Source organism: Thermaerobacter sp. FW80, from assembly GCF_004634385.1.
Lineage (GTDB): Bacteria > Bacillota > Sulfobacillia > Thermaerobacterales > Thermaerobacteraceae > Thermaerobacter > Thermaerobacter composti.
In genome coordinates this window covers 486,419-508,169 of record NZ_CP037895.1, presented here as the reverse complement: position 1 = coordinate 508,169, position 21,751 = coordinate 486,419, and the positions used below count along the sequence as shown (strand labels likewise).

The 21,751-nt window shown below is 67.5% G+C and carries 16 protein-coding genes; 5 read left to right on the top strand and 11 right to left on the bottom strand.

Annotated features, from left to right (window positions below; genetic code table 11):
- Nucleotides 1-156 precede the first annotated feature (156 nt).
- On the bottom strand, nucleotides 157-1,311 hold the full coding sequence (locus E1B22_RS02070; protein ID WP_135224364.1) for a DDE-type integrase/transposase/recombinase: 1,155 nt from the start codon (nucleotides 1,309-1,311) through the stop codon (nucleotides 157-159).
- Between the two features lie 526 nt (nucleotides 1,312-1,837).
- Entirely contained in the window at nucleotides 1,838-2,800 is a 963-nt protein-coding gene (locus E1B22_RS02065) for an IS110 family transposase (RefSeq protein ID WP_167758832.1), read from the bottom strand.
- A 153-nt stretch (nucleotides 2,801-2,953) separates the two neighbouring features.
- Between E1B22_RS02065 and E1B22_RS02060 the strand changes: the two genes are divergently transcribed.
- Nucleotides 2,954-4,183: an IS256 family transposase gene (locus E1B22_RS02060; protein WP_135224084.1), complete on the top strand. Its 1,230-nt coding sequence runs from the start codon at nucleotides 2,954-2,956 to the stop codon at nucleotides 4,181-4,183.
- A 497-nt stretch (nucleotides 4,184-4,680) separates the two neighbouring features.
- On the opposite strand, the gene E1B22_RS12645 is transcribed toward E1B22_RS02060, so the two are convergent.
- The 6 genes from E1B22_RS12645 to E1B22_RS02030 form a co-directional block, all read right to left on the bottom strand.
- The gene (locus E1B22_RS12645) at nucleotides 4,681-5,337 is read right to left on the bottom strand and encodes a M28 family metallopeptidase (protein WP_167758831.1); all 657 of its coding nucleotides are present in this window, start codon (nucleotides 5,335-5,337) and stop codon (nucleotides 4,681-4,683) included.
- 646 nt (nucleotides 5,338-5,983) lie between these two features.
- Nucleotides 5,984-6,448 (bottom strand): ArsR/SmtB family transcription factor, encoded by a 465-nt coding sequence (locus E1B22_RS02050; RefSeq protein ID WP_371413481.1) that lies wholly within the window; start codon nucleotides 6,446-6,448, stop codon nucleotides 5,984-5,986.
- An 829-nt stretch (nucleotides 6,449-7,277) separates the two neighbouring features.
- On the bottom strand, nucleotides 7,278-9,323 hold the full coding sequence (locus E1B22_RS02045; protein ID WP_167758830.1) for a P-loop NTPase fold protein: 2,046 nt from the start codon (nucleotides 9,321-9,323) through the stop codon (nucleotides 7,278-7,280).
- 565 nt (nucleotides 9,324-9,888) lie between these two features.
- Nucleotides 9,889-10,131 (bottom strand): ParA family protein, encoded by a 243-nt coding sequence (locus E1B22_RS02040; protein ID WP_207669914.1) that lies wholly within the window; start codon nucleotides 10,129-10,131, stop codon nucleotides 9,889-9,891.
- A 208-nt stretch (nucleotides 10,132-10,339) separates the two neighbouring features.
- Nucleotides 10,340-11,626 (bottom strand): IS256 family transposase, encoded by a 1,287-nt coding sequence (locus E1B22_RS02035; protein WP_135224086.1) that lies wholly within the window; start codon nucleotides 11,624-11,626, stop codon nucleotides 10,340-10,342.
- A 528-nt stretch (nucleotides 11,627-12,154) separates the two neighbouring features.
- On the bottom strand, nucleotides 12,155-13,375 hold the full coding sequence (locus E1B22_RS02030; protein ID WP_135224359.1) for an IS110 family transposase: 1,221 nt from the start codon (nucleotides 13,373-13,375) through the stop codon (nucleotides 12,155-12,157).
- Between the two features lie 679 nt (nucleotides 13,376-14,054).
- Between E1B22_RS02030 and E1B22_RS02025 the strand changes: the two genes are divergently transcribed.
- Nucleotides 14,055-14,666, top strand: a complete 612-nt coding sequence (locus E1B22_RS02025) for a hypothetical protein (RefSeq protein WP_167758789.1) — start codon at nucleotides 14,055-14,057, stop codon at nucleotides 14,664-14,666.
- Between the two features lie 151 nt (nucleotides 14,667-14,817).
- On the opposite strand, the gene E1B22_RS13810 is transcribed toward E1B22_RS02025, so the two are convergent.
- The 3 genes from E1B22_RS13810 to modA are packed head-to-tail and all read right to left on the bottom strand — an operon-like array spanning nucleotide 14,818 to nucleotide 17,546.
- Nucleotides 14,818-15,969 (bottom strand): substrate-binding domain-containing protein, encoded by a 1,152-nt coding sequence (locus E1B22_RS13810; protein WP_305791208.1) that lies wholly within the window; start codon nucleotides 15,967-15,969, stop codon nucleotides 14,818-14,820.
- Nucleotides 15,966-16,667 carry a molybdate ABC transporter permease subunit gene (gene modB, locus E1B22_RS02015; protein WP_135224356.1) on the bottom strand — a complete coding sequence of 234 codons (702 nt, stop codon included), beginning with the start codon at nucleotides 16,665-16,667 and terminating at the stop codon, nucleotides 15,966-15,968. Before modB ends, E1B22_RS13810 begins: the two co-directional genes overlap by 4 nt.
- Nucleotides 16,668-16,700: 33 nt before the next feature.
- Complete coding sequence (modA, locus tag E1B22_RS02010; RefSeq protein ID WP_243123623.1) at nucleotides 16,701-17,546, bottom strand: molybdate ABC transporter substrate-binding protein; 846 nt, start codon at nucleotides 17,544-17,546, stop codon at nucleotides 16,701-16,703.
- 527 nt (nucleotides 17,547-18,073) lie between these two features.
- On the opposite strand from modA, the gene E1B22_RS02005 reads away from it, so the two are divergent.
- Genes E1B22_RS02005 through phnE form a run of 3 tightly spaced genes read left to right on the top strand, consistent with a single transcriptional unit; the run spans nucleotide 18,074 to nucleotide 21,717 of the window.
- The gene (locus E1B22_RS02005) at nucleotides 18,074-19,015 is read left to right on the top strand and encodes a phosphate/phosphite/phosphonate ABC transporter substrate-binding protein (RefSeq protein ID WP_135224354.1); all 942 of its coding nucleotides are present in this window, start codon (nucleotides 18,074-18,076) and stop codon (nucleotides 19,013-19,015) included.
- Nucleotides 19,016-19,027: 12 nt separating this feature from the next.
- Nucleotides 19,028-19,888 carry a phosphonate ABC transporter ATP-binding protein gene (gene phnC, locus E1B22_RS02000; protein ID WP_371413480.1) on the top strand — a complete coding sequence of 287 codons (861 nt, stop codon included), beginning with the start codon at nucleotides 19,028-19,030 and terminating at the stop codon, nucleotides 19,886-19,888.
- On the top strand, nucleotides 19,885-21,717 hold the full coding sequence (phnE, locus tag E1B22_RS01995; RefSeq protein ID WP_243123621.1) for a phosphonate ABC transporter, permease protein PhnE: 1,833 nt from the start codon (nucleotides 19,885-19,887) through the stop codon (nucleotides 21,715-21,717). The genes phnC and phnE overlap by 4 nt, the downstream gene beginning before the upstream one ends.
- Nucleotides 21,718-21,751: the final 34 nt, after the last annotated feature.

The following is a 21,751-nucleotide window of genomic DNA, read 5'->3' as shown; positions in this document are numbered from 1 at the left end:
CAAACGGCCGCCTACGGGTCTGCACAGACCCTTACCGAGGCGGCCACGCTTGTCCTGCCGCCCGCTGGGGGCTTGTACTTCGATCATGCCGACAACTCAGCTAAAAATGTTACCCAACGGGTCCTGATCACTCACGTAAGGATGTTACCGAACACCTCAATCGGCGGACATGGCCGTTTCCGGGGGTTGCTGGAGGCCAGCGATCAGGTCGTCCAGCTCCCGATGGAGCTTTAGGGGGTTGAGAGACTGGCGAAGGGCCAGCCAGCGCGCCCGTTCCTCGGGCGAGAGCACGTCGCGCTCGAGGATGCGATCCAGCGGGGGCCGGGCGGCGTCGTAGGATTTGCGCACCCGGGCGCCGTCCCGGACCTTGTTCTTGAGTTTCCGGGTTGGGAGGAACAGGTTGGCGTAGAGGTCCAAGCGGGCGTAGAGCCGGTTGAGCTGTTCGACCTGCTCGGGGCGGTCGTAGCGGGCATAGCCGACGATCTCCCGGACCAGCTGGCGGTTGCGCTGCTCGACGTGGGCGTTGTCGTTCTTGCGATAGGGGCGGCTGCGGGTGAACGTCAGGTGGTGTACCTTGGCGTACCGCTGCAGGTGATGGTTGACGAACTCGGCACCGTTGTCGGTGTGCAGGCCCCAGACGGGATAGGGCCATTGGGCGATCAGGTCCTGGATGGCTTCGTGGACGGCGCGCTGGCTTCGGCCGAGCAAGGCGCGGCGGCGGCTCCAGCCCGTCACGATGTCGACCATGCTGAGGGTGTACGCGTACTGGCCGGCGGTCGAGCCGCCGTTATGTTCGACCAGATCGACCTCCAAGGCCCCGGGCCGGGCTTCGTCCCAGTCGTAGGTGGCCATGGGGATCTGGCTTTGCAGAAGCCCCGGTCGCGGACGAGGAAGCCGACGGCGCGGCTTGGGCGAGGGCATCGCAGCGAGGCGGCGGGCCAGGGTGGCGCGGCTGATCTTCTGGAGGGCCTCGCGCACGGCGTCTGTGAGGACGACTTCCCCGTGGGCGGCCAGGTGCTCGGCCATGGGCAAGAGCACCGGGTGAAGCCGTTCGGCGCAAGGGTAGTCCAGTGCTTCCCAGATCCGTGCGATGACCGGCAAGGCCTCGAGGTAGCGCAGGGCCCGCTTGCGACGGCGCTTGGCCGGGGCCGGCGGCGTGGCCTGTCGGAGGACCCGGATCGCGTACTTGCGGTGATACCCACAGACTTGCTGGACTTCGTTCAGGATCTCGGTTCGTTCCCGGCGGGTTCGGGCCGCCCAATACCGTTCTCGCATGGTGGCGAGATACTCCCGGCGGCTGGCGAGCGACATTGGCACAGCACGTCCCTTCGGTAAGATTTCTCCGTGAGTGATCCGGGACCCCCTTCGGTTACATTTTGGCTGAGTGATTGCGCCAGCTCCGCCAACTGCTGGCTGGGTGGTATCCTGGACATCGGTCTGGGTCCTCCTCGGTATGCCCCAGCTGGGACGAGTTTTCCGACGCCATCGATGGTAGCCCAGACCGCTTCGTGTTTACAGACAGTTTAGGACGTCACCACAGTGGAAACGCGCTAGCCATCGTATCGCTGATATGAACGAGGCCGTCAAGCCCCGTCCGCAACAGCTGCGGTAGTCGGGTGAGTCCCGGGTATGCTTCCGACGGTTGGCACGCTGATATCCGCGGGTTGGTTACCGCATCCCACGCCATCCGTCGGGGGCTGCCTCAGACTAGGAGCACGGGTCGACGAGGCCGTGCCTGCCGCATAGCGACCGTCGAGGGTTCCCCCGTACCGGTCCCGGAATTCAACCCGCCTACCGCAAAACTGCCTTCACCCCCACTCCTTACGCTGGTAGACCCTCACGCAACGGTCTGGTCGTCCTGCTGCTGCCTCTCTACCCAACAAGCAATCGCCCACATGAAGCCCAGCAATTCGCGAGCGACGGCGGTCACCGCGACGGCGTGCGGCTTGCCCCGCGCGATCATGCGCCGGTAGCGGCGGCACAGGCGCTCCTGCGCCTTCCACGCCATCCGCTGCACCTCTGGCGGTTGCCCCTCGTAGCGCTGCCGAATCTTCGCCTTGAGCGCCGGCGGGTGGCGGTAGGACCACGCCGCCTCCACCAGCACCCGGCGCAGGTGCGCGTTGCCCGTCTTGGTGATCGCACCGCGCCTGCGGCGTGCCCCGCTGGAATACTCGCTGGGCACGATCCCCGCGTACGCCATCAACTGCCGCGCCCGGGCAAAGCGTAAGAACGACCCGACCTCGGCCACCGCCGTCACCGCCACCACCTCGCCCACCCCGCGCAACGCCTGCAGAGCCTGAATCACCGGCGCGTGCACGCTGGCCGTGGCCTGCTCGTGGATCTCCGCTTCCAGGCGCTTAAGGCGCTCCTCGATCTCATCGATGGCGTGGACGTACTCCCGCAACACCCGCTGCAGGACCGGTTGCCCCAGCTCCAGCCCCTCCAGCCACTCCCGATACCGGCCCGACCACCGGCGCACCCCCTGCGGCGGCCGGATCCCGTGCCGGAGCAAGAACTTGCTCAGCCGGTGGCGTGCACGCAAAAGGTCCTGCTTGGCATCCTCCCGCGCCCGCACCAGGTCGCGCAGCGCCTCGTCCTCCTCGCCGGGCACCCACACCGGAGCCAGTTCGCCGGCCCGCAGCAGCTCCGCCAGACGCACAGCATCCCGGCGGTCGGTCTTGACCCGGTCCCCGGGGCGCGTGGGCGTCAGCGCCGGGGCCACCACGATGCACTCGATCCCCAGGGAGGCCAGCAAGCGCTGGAGCCCGTATCCGGTGGGCCCTGCCTCGTAGCAGACCAAGAGCCGCTCCTTGGGCCCCAGGTTAAAGTCCCGGGTAGTGGTGGACTTTCCGGCCAGGGTTTAGGCGTGGCTGGTGGCCGTTGACAGCAGCGGTCACCGGCGGCTTCCCTTCGGGTTGGACAAACCCGAGCACGAAGGGAGGTCGGACCACCGGTGACCGCTGACTTCAGGATGGCACTTCTCGAACTGCTGCGCCAGTACCAGGGCGAGCCCGAGGTCGACGCCCTGCGGGAGGGCCTGCGCTGGCTCGCCCAGCAGCTGATGGAGGTCGAGGTCAGCGAACTCATCGGCGCCCAGCGCTACGAGCGCACCCCGTCGCGCACTACCTACCGAAACGGGTACCGCCCCCGGCGCTGGGACACGCGCGTGGGCACCATCGAGCTGCAGATCCCGAAGTTACGCCGCGGCAGCTACTTCCCCAGCCTCTTGAAGCCGCGGCGGCGCGCGGAGCGGGCCTTGCTGGCCGTGGTGCAGGAGGCCTACGTGCACGGGGTGAGCACGCGCAAGGTGGACGAGCTGGTCCAGGCGCTGGGCGTCGGGGGCTTGAGCAAGAGCGAGGTCTCCCGCATCTGCGCCGAGCTGGACGAGCACATGGAGCGCTTTCGGAACCGGCCGCTGGAAGGCGAGTACCCCTACGTGTGGCTGGACGCCAAGGCGGTGAAGGTGCGGCAAGACGGACGGGTGGTGAACATGGCGGCCGTGATCGCCGTGGGTGTGCGGGAGACAGGGGAACGGGAGGTCCTGGGGTTCGACGTGGGCGCGGCCGAGACGTACGAGTTCTGGCTGGACTTCCTACGTCGCCTGGTGGCCCGGGGGCTGAAGGGCGTGCGGCTGGTGATCTCGGACGCCCACGAGGGCCTCAAGCGAGCCATCGGTGAGGTGCTGGCAGGCGCCACGTGGCAGCGGTGCCGGGTGCACTTCATGCGGAACCTGCTGGCGCGGGTGCCCAAGCACGCCCAGTCCATGGTGGCAGCGCTGGTACGGACCATCTTCGCCCAGCCGGACCGTGCCTCGGCTCGGCAGCAGCTGGAGCAGGTGGCGGCAAACTTGGAGCGGCGGTTCCCCCAGGTGGCGAGCCTGCTGCGGGAGGCCGCGGAGGAGGTTTTGGCCTACATGGACTTCCCGCCGGAGCACTGGCGGGGGATCCACTCGACGAACGTCCTGGAGCGGCTGAACCGCGAGCTGGCGCGGCGGTGCGACGTGGTGGGCATCTTCCCGAACGTGGCGGCGGTGCTGCGCCTGCTGGGTGCGCTGCTGGAGGAGCAGCAGGACGAGTGGCTGGTGCAGCGGCGGTACTTTAGCCAGGCGTCGATGGCGAAGCTCAAGGGCGGTGACGCGTTGGGGAGTGACTCGGTGAGCGCCTTGGCTGTTGCAGCGAGGTAAGCCCATGGAACCCGAGGGGGAGCCGCTTTTCCACCACTTGCCGGGACACGGCCGGCCCCAGCTGCTCCATCAACCTGCGCACGGCTTCCGGGCGGTGCGGGATGGTACCCCAGTACCGCCCGCGACCGCCCTCGCGGTCCGCCACTCCGACCGCGATCGTGTCCCGGTGGACGTCCAGACCCACGAATTTCGTGATATTCTTCATACCACCGGCCCCTTTCGCATGTGGCTCTGCGCCTGGGACGCAGGCACGTCCAGCGTAACCCACGCACCTGCGAAACGGGGCCGGCCTCGTTCATTGTGACTAGCCCTCAAGATACCAAGCGAAATAGTTCAGCATCGTCTTCAGACAATGCCTCTTCAGGCAGCGAAGCCTTTTGTCTCAGTGCGGCAATGCGAGGGAAGGCGGTGCCAACCTCACTTCGGAAGCTCCCCTTTCCTTAATTGCACCTTGGCCGCCGGGCCTAACTGCCTCAACAGGGCCGGAGGGAGCGCCGTCAAGTCTGGTCCGTAAGCATCCACAGAGCGCCCAGGAGGAGTCGCGCCGCGGTTAACAACGCCTCGGGTTCGACCACGCCGGGAACGTCGGAAGGAAGATGGCTCCGGTCGCCGCCCGTGGCAATACCCACGGCGGGAAAGCCCGCCGCTGCAAAGGCACGGTTGTCGGAGGCCACAGGACCGAGCTGCAGGGGAATGTCCAGCGCCCGCCCGGCCCGGTCCAGGGCAGCCAGGAGGGGGTCTGCACCTGGACCGCCTTCCACCCAGACCGCGTCGCGGAGGCGGGCCACGGTGTCTACGTTGATCACCTGGACCAGACATCCCGGCCGTACCGGGGCCGACCGAGCCAGCATACGGGCAAGACTCCGGCTGCCCCGGGCGCCCAGTTCCTCCGCATCAAAGAAGACAAAGGCCAGTTGAAGGCCGTCGGGACGGCCGACCCGGGCCAGGATCCGCGCAACCTCTAAAACCACTGCCACGCCGGTGGCATTGTCGGACGCCCCCGGGAAGCGGGTCCCGTCCGTGTCATCCCCGACGCCGTCGTAGTGGGCACCGATCAGGACGAGTGCCTCCCCGATGGCACCAGGGAACCGGGCGAGGATGTTGGCCCCACGAACAACTTGCTCCGTGCTCCCCGGGAGGGCGACCTCCAGCATCCCGCCGGTTAAGTGCTGTGCCAGGTCGGCACGTACTGTAAGAACCGGCAACGGGAGAACTGGGCCCGTGGAAACATGCTTAGCGAGCCATCCATCGGGACCGGCGCGGCGAGGCACCACAACCCCGAGGGCACCCTCGGCGGCAAGGGTGGCGAGCAGCTCACCGCGCCGCACCTCTCCGCCCGACAGCAGAACCCATGCATCACGTGGGACAGTACGACCATCCCAGACCTTGAGCGGGCCACGGGCAGGCGCGGGAACCGGAGCGGAGCGCGGGTGCTCGGTGAAGTCGACCCAGCGTCGCAGTGACCTAGCTGGCCCTTTCAAGAGGGTCCACACGACAGTCGCCGTGCCCAGGCTCTGGCGGGTTCTCACCTGGAAGCGGTGTAACTCTGGGCGCAGGCCTAGCCGGCGGAGGCTGGCCATCAGCCAGCGCCGGGCCCGCGCCTGTCCCGGCGAGCCCGTAGCCCGCCCGCCAAGTTCCGGGCGGCAGAGAGCGCGGACAGTGGCCAGCATGGCCTCCGCGTCGAGGGCCGCCAGTGCCTGCCGCAACGGCTCTGGGATCGCCTTCTGCATCCCGTGCTCACCCCACAAACCGGGGCCCTTTCTGGAGACACTCCGGTTCCCGCGTTGCCGTGCCTGATCGTTAGCAGCAGTCGTCGCAGCACGCCGGCTCTTCGCAACAAGCCGTAGCCTGCTCAGGCGTATCGCCGCAGCACGACTCCTCGCCGCAGCAGCCGGTGGTCGCCGGCGCCGCGGCGCCGAAGCCGCCTGGCTGCTGGTGCCGGCGCTCGCGTGGATCACGCGTGTCCTTCATCTTTGTCACCCCCTTTCCGTCCAGGTCCGCCCCGACCCCCGCGTCCCGCGAGCGGTCCGCCGGTTCGGGAGGACGGGCTGAAGCTAATGCGGACAGCTTGTCGGCCAGCTCCTTGAGGACCGTGCGGTCCAGGGCGTAATAGGACCAGCGGCCGCGCCGGGTCTCGCGGACCAAGCCGGCTTGCTTGAGCAGACGGAGGTGGTATGAAACGAGGGACTGACGGAGGCCGAGGAGGGACTCGAGTTCGCAGACACAAAGCCCATCGTCGGGTCCCGCCGGAGTTCTCTGTTCCAACCCCTCGCAGCACGCCCGGCCCTCAGCCAGGAGCAACAGGATACGGATCCGGGCGGGATCGGACAGGGCACGCCCCATGCCGGCCAGCCAGCGCGCTTCGTCCGGTTCCGCGGCATCTACGGTTCTCGGTCTCGTTAGTTCCAGCACAACTGCCGCCTCCCATCAGTAGGCCACCGTTAACAGCAGGCGTTGCAGCAGGCGTTTGTCTGCGGCGCCACGGGACCAAAGCTTCCGGGTTGCTCCCCGCACCTGCGCCCACGGTCAGCCTGCACCCGGGTCATCGCCATCGCGCCCGAGTCCGCGGCCGACTCCGTAGCCTGTGACCTCCACTCCGGTTTGGTGGGAGGGAAGGCCGCCACGGCGGAGAGCATTGCAGACAAACTCCTGAGGACCCCGGACCATGACCAGCGAGTACGCAGGGGCTCACGAGCCCGAGAGCCATCTGTCATTCCTCGCAGGTGGTCCGGCATCCGGGACTGACCCCAGCCGAAGGTGGCCTCCGACTCAGCGTCCATTACTGCCGCCATCCCCTGGGGTTCCAACATGGCCCCCAGTCCCATCAATATATGTTGATGGCTCTATTATTAGATCAAGAAACCTTGATATGTCAATGGGCTATCCGTCCTGTCAAGTGGGGGGGCAGGTATTTACGCGGCTCAGGCCCCTGCCCTAGGTGCGGCGTTTTGGGGCCTACGGGTCGCGCCAACAAAAAAAGGCCCCTTCTCGGGGCCGTTAAGGGGCTCTCGTGACGATCCGCCGGAGGCCGTCAACCTGACCAGTAGCCAGGCAGCCGGGGATTGTCGGTGCCGGGCATTGCAACTTTCGCCCTCTATTCATCAAATTCAGGTGGCCTCCACCCCTCGAGGTACTTGTCTACCAAACGGAGTAGTTCCTTATCTTCGTCAGACAACGATTCTTCAGGCAACGATGCTTTAAGCCGGTTTACTCGTTGCCTGAGACATTCCTCGTCGCCGAAGACTTCAACCAAGGAATCCCAATAAAGTCGTGGCGATCGTCGAATAGCTCGGCTGCCTATTATTACGCTACGTACTTCGGTTCGTGCGGCGCGCAAAATGGCTAGGGTAAGTTCCGGCATGTCGGGAATTTCAGGGGCAGGTTCATCAGGTTCTGCATATCGTTTTGCAACCAGAAGTACCCGCAAAAGATCGGCCTCGTGCTTGAGCTCAGTAACGGGTGCGGCACGAACCTCGGACCGCCAGGTCCTTTCGAATTCGGCTGCTGCTGTCTCCGATACAAGTTTATGTCCCACGTGTTCACGATAACCCACAATGTCAATCAACTGTAGTTTGGCAGAAAGAGAAGTGAGTTCCGGCCAAATGGCCCTTACGGCGTTTTCTACAGCAACGGGATCGTTCAACGACCGCAGGAGCCGGTAGACCACGCGGCCCACGACGAGGCGAGGGTCCAGATCGAAGAGGCCTCGCGGACGCTCCGGGAGTTCGGGACGTAGGTTGAGAAGAACAATTGTCCCAGGAACTACATGTTCTTTAGAAAACCTATCTTCAAACACCTCTAGCGACGCGATCACATCCTCCAAGCGTTGCGGGTCAAGAGACCGCAAGTACGTCTCGAAGAGCTTTCTATCCGCCATTACTGAGAACGCTCGTTCTGCATCAGTAAAGGCCTGTAACCCCTCTCCGGCAACGCGCTCAAGATAAAGTCTCAGGATATCTTTGTGTGCGACGCGCCGCTTTCGGAGCCATATGTTTATCCACTCTGGGCCATAGACGTTGTTCTCGATGTGCCGTCGTGCCGCGGGAAACAGCCGTCGTATCATGGATTTGACTACCTCTGAGTGGGTCTCGTTTGCGTTGATAAGGGTATCGATCGCGGCCTTAAGGTGATCGTCGCTTCTACTTATGGAGTCCGACACTGTGGTAAGTGCGTCTACTGCGAAAGGTAGTTGAGCAAAGACGTCGGGAAGAAATAGGCGAATCGCCTCGAGCGCTAGAACATCAGTGAGTGCAATTTGTTCATTGAGACTCCTGACGGTGCCCCGTATTGTTGTGGCAAATCGACGGACGTCTCGCATATTGCGCACGAGGGGTCGAATAACTTCCATGAAGATATCAGGCCATGCGTCTGCGTAAAACGGTCCGGGATCGTCGATCCCCGCTAGGGCCTCATCAATGGCCTGGAGTAGTTGTCGCTGCAAAATGTCTGGGGTCACCGCCGGCAGATCTACGACGAGTTGAAGTATCTTCTCAAGGTAGTCGCGACCTGAAATTCCTGGCTCTCGGAGAGCCTTCTCAACCATGAGTCGGTCGAAGGCTAACACGTAGATGATGTTAGGAAAGCGAGCTATTAGTCGCACCAATTTGAATACTTCTCGGATTTCGTTTCTTGCCAACCGATCAATGTCGTCCATTACTACAATGATTGGTTGTGGCAGAGATAATAGGGCGTCTTCGACCCGTTTGCGGCGAGTATCAAGATCGGTTTCTCCATTGCCAAATATTTTTCTTAAGACATTTGCCACACTAACTACAAGGTCGATCCATGGGGTCATGCCGGAGAAGGCTGCAGCATATTCCTCGACAAGTTTAGCAACTTCCGATAACTCCTTTCGAAGCTTGAGTTTGGCAGTCAGCTCACTAAAGAAGTGGTTAAGCAACTGTTCAGTTCCGCTGAACATCCACGGGTTGAAATCAATAACAGTTAGTCCTTTGTCCTTGAGATAACAACAGGCAAGATTGATAAATGAGGTCTTACCGGAACCCCAAGGTCCGAGCACGCCGACAACGATGCCTTCTGATGCATCAAGTGACAGAATCTGTTCGGCAAATGAACGAGCTGCTGGCGCTCGACCTAAAGTATCATGCTCAGGTCGTCGGATGGGATTGTCAGCGATCACTAGGAACTGCACCTCGCATTCAATAGTGTGTTCAACAAGTAGAGCGAGGCAACCGTTGATGGACGACGCTCATGCACCCGCCGGCAATCCGGAGAGGCGCTCCGCGTACCGCTGTCAGACGAGCACCCTCATTTCAATCCGGACCAGCTCTCGTTATGCTCATGCGTAGCCTCGCGCTGCCCTCCCTCCAGAGAGCGAACCGCATCTGCTGGGGCTGCACTTCCGGGCGTCGGATTTGCAGGGGCTTTCGCTCACCTCCTTCGTGGGCGTCTTACGCCGGCGTAGGCGCTCTACCCATTCCAGAAACTCTTCCGCCAAGGCCAGGAAGTCCTTACTGGCCCGTCGCTTCGGCCCATAGTCCAGCACCGGCAGCCCGTGATCCGCCGCCTCCGCAATCGCCACATGGACCGTAATGTGCGTGGTTTCAAACACAAGGGATCCCTTCTTTTCCCAGACGGCTGGCCGCTACCTCATCCCGTAGGCCAGCGCGGTACAGCCGGTAATTCAGCACATAGCCGATACATGGGGCCTCATGACTTGGAATCCGTAGAAGGTCCTCCACCAGCTACTCAAAGGTATCGAGCCCTTGCAGTGCAAACGGCTCCGGCTCTAGCGGGATGAAGTCTGCGGCAAGCAGGCCGATGGTCGTCAGGGTTCCCGCAGACGGGGGAGTGTCCAGGAGCACGTAATCAAAGGGCTCCTCCGCAGTTAGGAGCTCGTTCAGTTTCTCCCGGAGCATGCCGTAGAACTTGCCGACATCGCCGATGCACCGGCCCGGAGCCTCGCCAACTGCGATCTGGAGCAGCAACACGTTCGCAGTGTGGTCGATCTCATCCCCCCCAAATCATCCAGTGGCGCCAGCCAGAGACGCTAATCCACCTTCGCCGGAAGAAGCCGGAAGAATGATCTCCCACAGGGGCTTTCGCCCGTCAGCCCCAGTCACATTCACTCACACCAGACCACGCTGAGTCACGCAAGTAGGTCAAGTCCCGAACTGTCTGTAAAAGCGGTCTGGGTCATGCCACGGTGGCAGCGGGTGAAACCTCTTTCTGCGCCGCTCTTTGCCGTTGCCGCTCCTCGATGTAGCGCTCCAGCTGCTTTCGTTCGTGCTCGCTGAACTGCACCCGCCGCCAGCGCTCACTCGCCCGCCACAGCACGGCGAAGACTAGCTTCAGGCACTCCCGCTCGCTCCGAAACCGCGGGATCACCTTGGCGCGCCGCCGCTCCTCCTCGAAGCTGCGCTCCACCAGGTTGGTGGTCCGGACATGCTTGCGGTGGGCGGCGGGTAGCCGCAGGTGCGCCAGGCTCGCTTCCAGGTCCTCCTGCAGGCTCCGCATGGCCGAGGGATACTCCCGCCCGAACCGCTCCACCACCTCGGCCACCAGCCGCCGGCCCTGCTCGATATCCGGTGCGTCCCGGATCGCCTCCAGGTAGGGCTTGAGCACGGGCCGCGCCTCCTCCGGCACCTTGTCCAGCACGTTCCGCATCTTGTGCACCCAGCAGCGGATGCGCTCCGCCTCCGGCCACATGGCTTCCACCGCCTGGATCAGCCCCGGCGCCCCGTCCGTCGTCACCGTCAGCGGCGTCTTCAGCCCCCGGCGCACCAGATCCCGGAAGTGCTCCAGCCAGTCCTCGTAGCGCTCCTTGTTGCCCAGGCTCAGGTGCACCAGCACCTTGCTGCCGTCGCTCAAGATGGCCCAGGTGACCAGGATGCCCTCACGGCAGCCCGCCTGCCGGCGCAGCGACTCGTAGATGGCGTCGGCGAACAGGTACACCACGTCGAGGCCTGACAGGTCCCGCTGGGCAAAGGCCTCGAACTCCTCGTGGAGCGCCTCGGTGATCCGGCTCACGGTGGACCGGCTCAAAAGCGGCGCTTCGCTGCCCGCCAGCTCCGCCAGCGCATCCTCGATGTCCCGGCTAGAGAGGCCCCGGGCGTACATCTCCACCACCAGGCGCTCCAGCACGTCCGTCCGCCGCTTGAGGGCCCTCCACAGCGTGGGCTGGCACAGTCCCTCCATGCCCCGCACCTGGGGGACGTCGATCTCGAGCCGCCCCTCGGCGCAACGCAGCGTCCGCGGCTTGTAGCCGTTGCGGGCGCCTTCCTGGCCAGGCTCGCGCCGCTCGTAGCGTCCGCGCCCCAAAAGCTCCGTGACCTCTGCCTCCAGCAGCTCCTGGATGAGCTTGCGGGCGCCCAGGCGGACGAGGGCATGGGTCAGGTCCTCGACCTCAGTACCCTCCCGGGCCTGCGCGGCCAGCTGCCGGGCCAGCTCCGCCAACTGCTGGCTGGGTGGTATCCTGGACATAGGTCTGGGTCCTCCTCGGTGTGCCCCAGCTGGGGCGAGTTTTCCGACGCCACCGATGGTAGCCCAGACCGCTTCGCGTTTACAGACAGTTTAGGACGTCACCCGCTCCCGTAGAGCCTTTACTCGGTGGGAATGTTGCAAGTCGCTCCCGCAACCCGGGAGGAGAAAAACGGAGGCTGTAACCGGCTGTATCCGCCTCATGATGATCGCCCCCCTTAAGGGTGCCTTCCAACCGGTACGATCCAGGCGGGGTCGCGGGTTCTTCCGGCGCTCCTTCCTACCCACCAGCAGTGAAGTTATGGCGGCGGCGCCAGGCGTCGGAGTGACTGCAATTGACTGCAATCTTACTGCAATCGAAGCAGGAAAGGTCCTGATGCACGGGGATGCACGGGGACACTGAAGAGCCAAGAAATCTTGCAGAACAAGGCTTTCCGGGACACAGGGGGATGAGACGCCCTAGGATCAAGTCCCCGTAGTCGGGGATGTGATCTTTGACAAAGCGGCTGCTGAGGAACGTGCCCGTGGGCGCTACGCGGCCTTGGGCTGTTGCCGCTGGCGACGAGCGGTCTCGAACACAGCGGCATTGTAGGGCCGGCGATCCCGCCACATGGCGAAGAGGACCCGGAGGGCGTGGTGGGCCACGATGCGCAAGGCTTCATGATGGTGACGCCCTCGGTCGCGGTGGGCCTGGTAGATCTCCCGGGCCCAGTCGTGGTGCCGGATGAGCTGCTGGGCGAGCTGCTGGACCGTGTTCCGAGCCTGCTTGTTGCAAGCGCGACGGAAACGGACCCGGACGGTCTTGCCGCTGCGGACGGTGACCGGGGCCGTCCCCGACCGGCATTGGACGGGGCGGACGCTGGGGACGGCCTGGCGGTCCTCCCCGAAGACGGTGATCAGGCCGGCGGCCAGGACCGTGCCGATGCCTTTCATGGATCGAAACAAATCCCCGTCCGGGTGCGCCTGCACGAGGGTCTCCAACTGCTGGTGACAGGCCTCGAGCTCGCGGCAAACGGCTTCGAGCTGATCCACCAGAAAGAGCATGCGGCGAGCCCAAAGGGCCACGGTGGCCGGATCGGCCGGGAGTTGGGGCTTGCGAGCGAGCTCGAGCAGTTCGGCGGTCTTGGCGGCGACGCCAGGGTAACGGTGCTGGCGCAACAGCTTCTCGATCCGGGACCGGCGGGCGCGGGCGAAGTGAGCCGGGGTCGGGAAGGCGCGCAAAAAGGCCCAGGCCACCGGCCGGCCCAGGTCGGCAAACAGCTCCAGGGCCCGCGGGTAGTAAGCCCGCAGGCAGGCGGTGAGCTGATTCAGAAGCCGGGTGCGTTCTTCCACCAGGGTCTGGTGATGGCTGTAGACCACCCGGAGCTGGCGTAGGGTTTCGCTCTCCAGGCGCAGGGGCTGGAGGCGGTGGCGGTCCGTGCGCAGGATCTCGGCCAGGACCAGGGCATCCCGGCGGTCGTCCTTGCTGCCGGCCGGGGAGAAGCGGTCCCGGTAGCGGTCCACCGCCTTGGGGTTGACGGGATAGACCTGGAAGCCCGCGGTGAGCAGGGCCGCGACGAATAGCCCCTGCCCCGAACCTTCGATGGCCACGTGAACCTGCGCCGGGTTCGGCTCCAGACGCCGGATCGCTGCGAGCAGTTCCTGCAGGCCGTCGGCATCGTTGGGGACCCGGAGGTAGGAAGGGGCCTGCCCCTCGGGAGCCAGGCAGACGTCGTGATGTTGGCTGCCCTGGTCGATTCCGACGCGCAGCATGCTCCAAACCTCCCGGGCTGGATGTCGATCGCCACCAACGGTGCCCTCGTGGAACCGGTGCTCACGGCACGACGCCCTAGCAACCGTTTGGTAGCGAATTCGCCAGGTGCCGGAGGGGTCGGTCTCACGTAGGCCGTCGCACGGCGAGGAGGGATTGGACCTCCTCCGGCCCTGACGAAACTTGGCGAAAATTGGGGTCCAAACCTGCTTGGACTATAACCCACGAGGGGGGATAACCGGCCGAGAACTCACATTCAAGAGGTCGGAGGTTCGAGTCCTCCCGCGCCCACCGAACGCCCACAAAAGAAGGCCAAGCGTGGCAAGCGTTTTGGGGCCATACCCGCACAGGGTATGGCCCCTTTGTCTCTCGCGAATGCTGCAGTCTTACTCCAACCCCGCAGACTACGGCGGTGCGGCCAGCGGCTGGTCCTGCGGCCCGGGCGGGAGAAGAGGACGTCCACCCCCCACGAACGACGCGGAACGACGCGCCGTTGCCAGGCCCACCGGGGCGCGCGTCGTGGAGTGGTCCCACGAAATTGGGACTTGTGGCCCATGTCTTCCCGCGGGATGCGCCGAAGATCTTTTGAAGTGAGTGGCATCGTCGATTCCATCATCCGCGGGGGTGGTCAGAGTGGGTCGGAAACGCCTGCTCGCCGTGGTTGTGCTTGCGGCTACGCTGGTGAGCGTCATGGCTGGCCTGGCCCTGGCGGGCGGCAAGCGCAGCGGGGACGCGTCGTCCAAGTCCGGCGCGGGCCCGTCGTCCCGAGGGAAGGCCGTCGTCGTCGATGGGAAGGCAGAGGCGCGCCACGACCAGGAACGGGACGACGGCGACCGGACCGAGCAGCGGGAGAAGACTCCCGAAAGGAAGGCTCCCGGGAAGAAGGCTCCCGCACCCCGGTCGAAGACCGTGGAAGGGGTGCTGGTGGCCGACGAGGACGGGTTCGTGATCGTCGCCGCCGGCGGCGAGTACGCCTTCCGCGTCGTGGCGCGCGAGGGGTTCGACCTGGCCCCGTACACCTGGAAGCGGGTACAGGCTCGACTGGAGGCCAGGGAGGGCCAGTGGATCGTCGTCGCGGTGAAGAAGGCCAAGGCGGTGCGGTTCGTGGCGGCACCTGAGCCCAAGGCGAAGAAGCCTGCTCCGCGGCCGGCGCCGGAACCCGAGCCGCAGCCCGAGCCGCAGCCCCAGCCGCAACCCGAGCCGCAACCTCAGCCGCAACCCGAGCCGCAACCCCAGCCGGAACCTGAGCCGCAGCCCGAACCGGCGTCCGCTGGGGTCGCGCGGACGGACTGAAGGGCGGGCTCGGCCGAGGAGCGCGGGCGGGCGCCGCGACGGGCGGCTCCGGGGACCGGGTTGGCGTGAGAGGCGACCCGGGTGAACCCATGGACCGGCGGCGGGTTCCTCCAGGTCGCGGCGCTGACTGGCTGCGGCACGGGTGCCGGACCTAGCCGGCCAGCTCGGCGACCACCTCGCCCGTCCGCGTCGTGTCGTAGCCGCCCAGGGCGGCGAGCTGGGCCCGGACCCACCGGTTGTCGAGGGTGCCCAGCAGCGCCTGGACCGCCGGTTCGTCCAGGTACTCCCGGCGCACCACCAGATCGTAGCGCACGGCCCGCAACGGGACGAACCCGAGGCCGTAGGCGGCCGCCACCGACGCCGTGCTGACCCCCGCGTCGGCTTGTCCGCCGGCGACGGCCCGCGCCACCTCCAGGTGGCCGGGTACCTCGCGGTCGAACCCGGCCACCGCCGCCGGCGGCACGCCCGCCTGGGCCAGGCACTGCTCGAGTAACAGCCGTGCGCCCGCGCCCGGCTCGCGGTTGACGATCGCCACGCCGGGCCGGGCGAGGTCGGTCACCCCCCGCACGCCCAGGGGATTGCCCGGGGCCACCACGAGCCCCTCCTCCCACACCCCGAGGTGGACGAGGACGACGGGCTGGCCGCCCAGCAGGCGACGGGCGAAGGGGGCGTTCTCCTCCCCCGTCGTGGGGTCCACCAGGTGGACGCCGGCCGCGTGGACGGCGCCCTGCCGGAGCAGGTGGAGGGCGGTGACGCTGTTGGCGAACAGGCGTCGCACCCGCAGGCCCGGGTGGGTGGTCTCGGCGGCCCGGGCCCAGAGGGAGAGCTCCGGGGAGCAACCGGCGATGACCACCGTTCGTGCCAGGTCCTCCGGCCGGTCCAGCAGGCGCACCCGCCAGCGCCGGGGGGAGGAACCCGGCCGGGCCAGGCCGTCGGCGGGGACCAGCTCCGTCGCAAAGGCCCGCTCTCCCCGCAAGGGGTGGGCCACCCAGCGGCCGCCCACGCGGGCCAGGGCGCAGCGGACGGGCGTTGGTCCTGGGGCCGGCTCCGTCTCGCCGGGATCGATCGTCACGACCTCGGCCTCGATCTCCGGAGGCTCTTCATCCAACCAGAAGAGGTCTTCCACCCGGCACCCCAGGGCCCGGGCCAGGCGCAGCGCCACCGCCGCGGACGGGGCCATCGTCCCCGCTTCGATGGCGCCGATGGCCTGGCGGGTGACGCCCGTCCGCGCCGCCAGCTCCTGCTGGCTGAGCCCCAGGCGAAACCGCGCCTCCCGCACCCGGTTCCGCAGCCGCCCGCTCACAGCCACATCCTCCTCTCGGCCGCCGGCCCATGGGCCCTGCGCCGCCAGCGGGTGCCCGCCCAGAGGGACAGGGCCGCGACGGCGGTCAACAGCAGGGCGAGCCGCCCGGCCACGTCTTCCCGGCCTGCCTGCACGGCGCTGTAGATGGCCAGGGACAGCGTCTGGGTGGACCCCGGGATGTTCCCCGCCACCATCAGGGTCGCACCGAACTCGCCCAGCGAGCGGGTGAAGGCCAGGAGCACCCCGGTGACGATGCCGCGCCACGCCAGGGGCAGGGTGATGAAGCGCAGGTGGTCCCAGCCCGTGGCCCCGTCGATGGCCGCCGCCTCGTGGACCTCCGCCGGGACCTCTTCCAGGGCCGCGCGGGCGGGTTGCACGAAGAGGGGGAGGCCCACCACGGCTGCGGCCAGCACGGCGGCCGCCGGGGTGAAGACCAGGGTGCCGCCGAAGAGCCTTTCCGTCAGCCAGCCGACGGGGCCGGTGCGGCCGATGAGTTGGAGCAGGTAGAAGCCCAGGACGGTGGGGGGCAGGGCCAGCGGCAGGGTCACCAGGATGTCCACGAGGCCCCGGCCCCGCCACCCCGGCCGGGCCAGCGCCACCGCCAGCGGCAGCCCCGCGGCTACCACCAGGGCCGTGGCGCCGACGACGATGGCCAGGGAGATGCGCAGGGTGACCCCGAGCTCCGGGCCGTCCACCATCTCACCTCGGTTTCCCTCACGCCTCGGCTTCCCTCAGCGCGGCGGCAGGAAGCCGTGGCGCTGCAGCACCGCCTGGCTGCGGGCGGAGAGGAGGAACTCGACCACGGCCGCGGCCTCGGCGGGGTGGCGGGAGTCCTTGAGCACGGCCATGGGATAGACCACCGGCCGATGGCTGCCGGGCGGGGCCTCGGCGACGACCGCGACCCGGTCAGACGTGGCCGCGTCGGTCTGGTACACGATGCCCGCCTGGGCCTCACCCGCCGCCACGTGGTGGAGCACCTCCCGCACGTCCTGGTCCAGGACCAGCTTGGCGTTCACCCTCGCCCACAGGCCCAGGTGCTCCAGCACCTGGCGGCCGTACTGGCCGGCCGGCACGTGGGCGGGGTCGCCGATGGCTATGCGGCGGACCTCTTCCGCGGTCAGGTCCTGCCACCCCCGTACACGCCCGGCCTCACCCCGCGGGACGATGAGGACGATGCGGTTGCGGGCGAGGACGCGCACGGCGTCGCGGTCGACCAGACCCTTCTCGACCAGCCGGTCCATGGGCTGCTGGCCGGCGGCGATGAAGACGTCGGCCGGCGCTCCGGCCTCGATCTGCTGGGCCAGGGCCCCCGAGGAGCCGAAGTTGAAGCGCACGCGGATCGCCGGGTGATCCCGGCCGAAGTCCGCCATGGCCTCGCGCAGGGCGTCCTGGAGCGAGGCGGCGGCCGACACCAGCACCTCCACCGGTCGGGCTGCGGCGGCGTCCTGGCCCGGCACCGGCCCTGGGGAGCTCGGTGCGGCCTGACAGGCGGTGACGCCCCCAGCGGCCAGGAGCACGAGGAGGAGCGCGCCGGCGACGCGGGCCGGGCGCGGGCGGATCCGGTAGGACACGACCATCCCCCGCTTCCGTCCTGGGGCACCTCGCCGCCGTTCGAGCCGTACCATCCGCCGGACCGGCGGGACGAGGTGTCTCCTTTCTAGCAACGATCGATGACTTGATGCAAGTGGCAGTGGCGATCCAGGACCACGGGCATCGCGCCCGGCGCAGCGCCGCGGCGACGCCGGCGGCCCCCCGCGAACCGCGCGGTGCGGACCTGCAAGCCGGCTGGGGGAGACGGGGTCGGCCATCGTGCCATCCGCCCGGCGACGGGGGATCCGTCGCGGCGTCGCGTCCGTCGGTGCCGGCCGGCGGGCCAGGCTGGCGCACCGGCTCCGCCGTGCGGGACGGTCCGAACGGGGCGGTCCGAAGGCCGGCACGCATTCGTGCCCGCGGCAGGAGATTCGCGTCCGCGGCGGGAGGAAGTGGAGCTTCCGTCGATAATCCTCTTGTGGGCTTGGAGGGCCCGACGCAGAGGCAGCCGGGTCGCCGGCGGTGGCCGGGCCGGTGGCCCCATCAAGCGTCCATTCCAGGGGGTGGGCCGCAGGTGCCGAAGCGCAGAGGCGCGTCGCTCCTCGTTGCGTTGCTCCTGGTTGCCTCCTTCGTCCTCGCCGCTTGCGGTGGCGGCGGCCAGCAGGCGCAGGAGGGCCAGGGCGGCCAGGAGGGGCAGCCCCAGGCGAAGGACCCGGAGGAGCTGGTGATGGGGTTCGTCCCGTCCCAGAACGCCACGACGCTTCAGGAGACGGCGGAGCCGCTGGGGGAGATGCTCTCCAAGGAGCTCGGCATCCCCGTCGAGGTCTTCGTCTCGACCAACTTCATCGGCCTCGTCGAGGCCATGGCGGCCGAGCAGGTCCACATCGGGTTCCTCAACCCCTTCGCCTACGTCATCGCCAAGGACCGCGGCGATCCGGTCGAGGTGATGTTCAAGACCGTCCGCCAGGGGGAGGACAGCTACCGGGCGCAGATCTTCGTCCATGCCGACAGCGGCATCACCGACCTGCAGCAGCTGAAGGGGAAGAAGTTCGCCTTCGTGGACCCCGCGTCGACCTCGGGGTACCTCTTCGCGGCGCACGTGCTCAAGCGCAACGGCATCGACCCGGAGAAGGACATCCAGCCGGTGATGGCCGGGAGCCACGACGCCGCCGTGCTCAGCGTGTACAACAGGCAGACGGACGCCGGTGCCAGCTTCGAGGACGCGCGGACGCTGCTCCAGAAGGACTACCCCGACGTCATGGACAAGGTCAAGGTCATCGCCTACAGCGATCCCATCCCCAACGACACCATCTCGGTGGTCAGCTGGTTGAGCGACGACCTGAAGCGCCGCATCCACGACGCCTTCGTCAAGATCGCCCAGACGGAAGAGGGCAAGAAGGTGCTGTTCGACATCTACGAGATCGAGGGGCTGACCGACGCCCAGGATGACGACTTCGACATCATCCGCAGCGTGGCGAAGGACATGGGCATCGATCTGGAGGAACTGGCCGACTGACGGGCGCAGAGCATGGACGGCAAGGTGAACCCGTTGATCGAGTTCCGACGCGTGAGCAAGGTCTACCCGGGCGGCGTGCGGGCGCTGCGGGACGTGTCCCTCAAGATCAACCCGGGCGAGTTCGTGGTCATTGTGGGCCTGAGCGGTGCCGGCAAGTCCACGCTGCTCCGGTGCATCAACCGGCTGGTCGAACCCACCGAGGGCCAGGTCCTGGTGGACGGCGTCGACGTGGGCAAGCTCAAGGGACCCGAGTTGCGGCGCCTGCGGTCGCGCATCGGCATGATCTTCCAGACCTTCAACCTGGTCAAGCGCTCGTCCGTGATCAAGAACGTGCTGGCCGGCCGCTTGGCCCATACCCCCGCCTGGCGGGCGCTGCTGGGCTGGTTCCCGCGGGAGGACGTCGAGCTGGCCCTGGAGTGCCTGGCGCGCGTGGGCATCGTCGACAAGGCGTGGGTGCGCGCCGACCAGCTGTCCGGCGGCCAGCAGCAGCGGGTGGCCATCGCCCGGGCCCTCTGCCAGCGTCCCAAGATCATCCTGGCCGACGAACCCGTGGCGAGCCTCGATCCGCCCACCTCCCACGCGGTGATGCGCGACCTGCGCCGCATCAACCGGGAGGACGGGATCACCACCATCGTCAACCTGCACTTCATCGACCTGGCCCTGACGTACGCCGACCGCATCATCGGCATGCGCAACGGCGAGGTGGTCTTCGACGGTCCCGCAGCGACGGTGACCGAGAGGACCTTCGAGGAGATCTACGGGCGGCCGGTCCGCGCGGAGGACTTCCGGGGCGGCGCCGAAGGGGTGGCGCTGGGTACGGGCCAGGGCGCCGTCGGTGCCGTGCCCGCCCAGGGGGAGGGGGACCGCCGGTGACGGCGCCGCGGGACGTGGGCGGGACGAGTCCCAGGGGAGCGGCGGCCGACCCCGATCCGGGCCCCAGCGGCCCTGGCCGGCCGGCCTGGGCTCGTGCCCTGCGCGGGCGGGTCGAGACCGTCTTCTGGTTGGTGGTGCTGGTCGTCCTCTACCTGTGGAGCTCCGCCGGCACCGATGTCAACCTCCGCAGCCTGTGGGAGGGCATCGACACCGTCGGCCGCATGCTGCGTCGCATGTGGCCGCCCGAGTGGGAGTACCTGCCCGAGACGCTGGGTCCACTGCTGGAGACCTTGCGGCTCGCCCTGCTGGGGACCACCCTGGGCGCCATCCTGGCGGTGCCGCTGAGCCTGCTGGCGGCCCGCAACGTGGCCGGCACGGGGTGGCTGTACCAGGTCTCCCGCGCGGTGATGAACCTGGTCCGCTCCATCCCCGACCTGGTGTGGGCCGCGCTGCTGGTGCCGGCCGTCGGCATCGGTCCCACCGCCGGCGTGTTGGCCCTGACCCTCTTCTCCACCGGCATCGTGGCCAAGCTGGTCAGCGAGTCCGTGGAGGCCATCGACCCCGGCCCCCTGGAGGCCCTCGACGCGGTGGGCGCCTCCCGCCTGGCGCGGGTCGTCTACGCGGTGGTCCCCCAGGTGTTGCCGCACTTCATCGCCTACACCCTGTTCATGTTCGAGATCAACCTGCGCACCTCCACCGTCCTCGGTCTGGTCGGCGCCGGCGGCATCGGCTCCACGATGATGACCCAGCTGACGTTCTTCCGGTACGACCGGCTGATGGCCATCGTGATCATGCTCTTCGCGCTGGTGGTGCTGGTCGACTGGATCAGCACCCGGTGGCGGCAGCGGCTGGTGGAGGGGGCCGCCGCGCCGGGCGCCGGCGACCGGGTGGTCCTGGCGGAGGAACCCGGCCTGGCGCGATGGCCCCAGGGCGCCGCGCTTCCCCGGGACGGGGCCGCGGTCCAACCCACGCGTCCGGCCGAGGTCGCGGGCGACGCGGGGACTGGGGCCGCTGCGACGGCGGCGGGCAGGCAGGGTTCGGGGGGGACTGGGACCGCTTCGTCGTCCCGCCCGCCGTCTTGGCCCCCGCCGCCGCGGCGGCCGTGGTGGCGGGTCGGGCTGGGCATCGGGGCGCTGGTGGCCCTCTACGGCTGGGCGCTCCGCGGGATGGACTTCGCCCTGGTCGGCGACGCGGGGCCCGTCTTCCGCGGACTGCTCTCGCCCAATTGGGACTACGCGGGGAAGGTCTTCGAGGGGGTCGCCGAGAGCCTGCAGATCGCGTTCCTCGGCACCTTGATCGCCGCGGTGATCGCCATCCCCTTCGGCTTCCTGGCCGCGCGCAACGTGGCAGCGACGGCCGCGGTGGTGGGCAAGGGGGTCTTGGACGCGATCCGCACCTTCCCCGAGCTGGTGCTGGCCATCGTGTTCATGGCGGCCGTCGGGCCGTCGCCCTTCGCCGGCGTCCTGGCGGTCGGGCTCCACTCCATCGGCACCGTCGGCAAGCTGTATGCCGAGGCGGTGGAGGCCGTGGACCGCGATCCCATCGAGGCCCTGCAGGCCGTGGGGGCGTCGCCGCTGTTGACCTTCCGCCACGGCGTGTTGCCCCAGGTGCTCCCGGAGTTCCTCTCGTACGCCCTCTACCGCTTCGAGATCAACATCCGGGCCGCGACGGTGGTCGGCGTCATCGGCGCGGGCGGCATCGGCACCTCGCTGATCTTCAACGTCCAGCTGCGCAACTGGGAGAACGTCGGCATGGTGCTGCTCGGGATCCTGGCCACGGTCCTGGTGGTCGACGCGGTCAGCTCGCGTCTGCGCGGGCGGCTGGTCTAGCGGCCGTCGAGGTCGGGGTCGCGTCGGCAGCCGG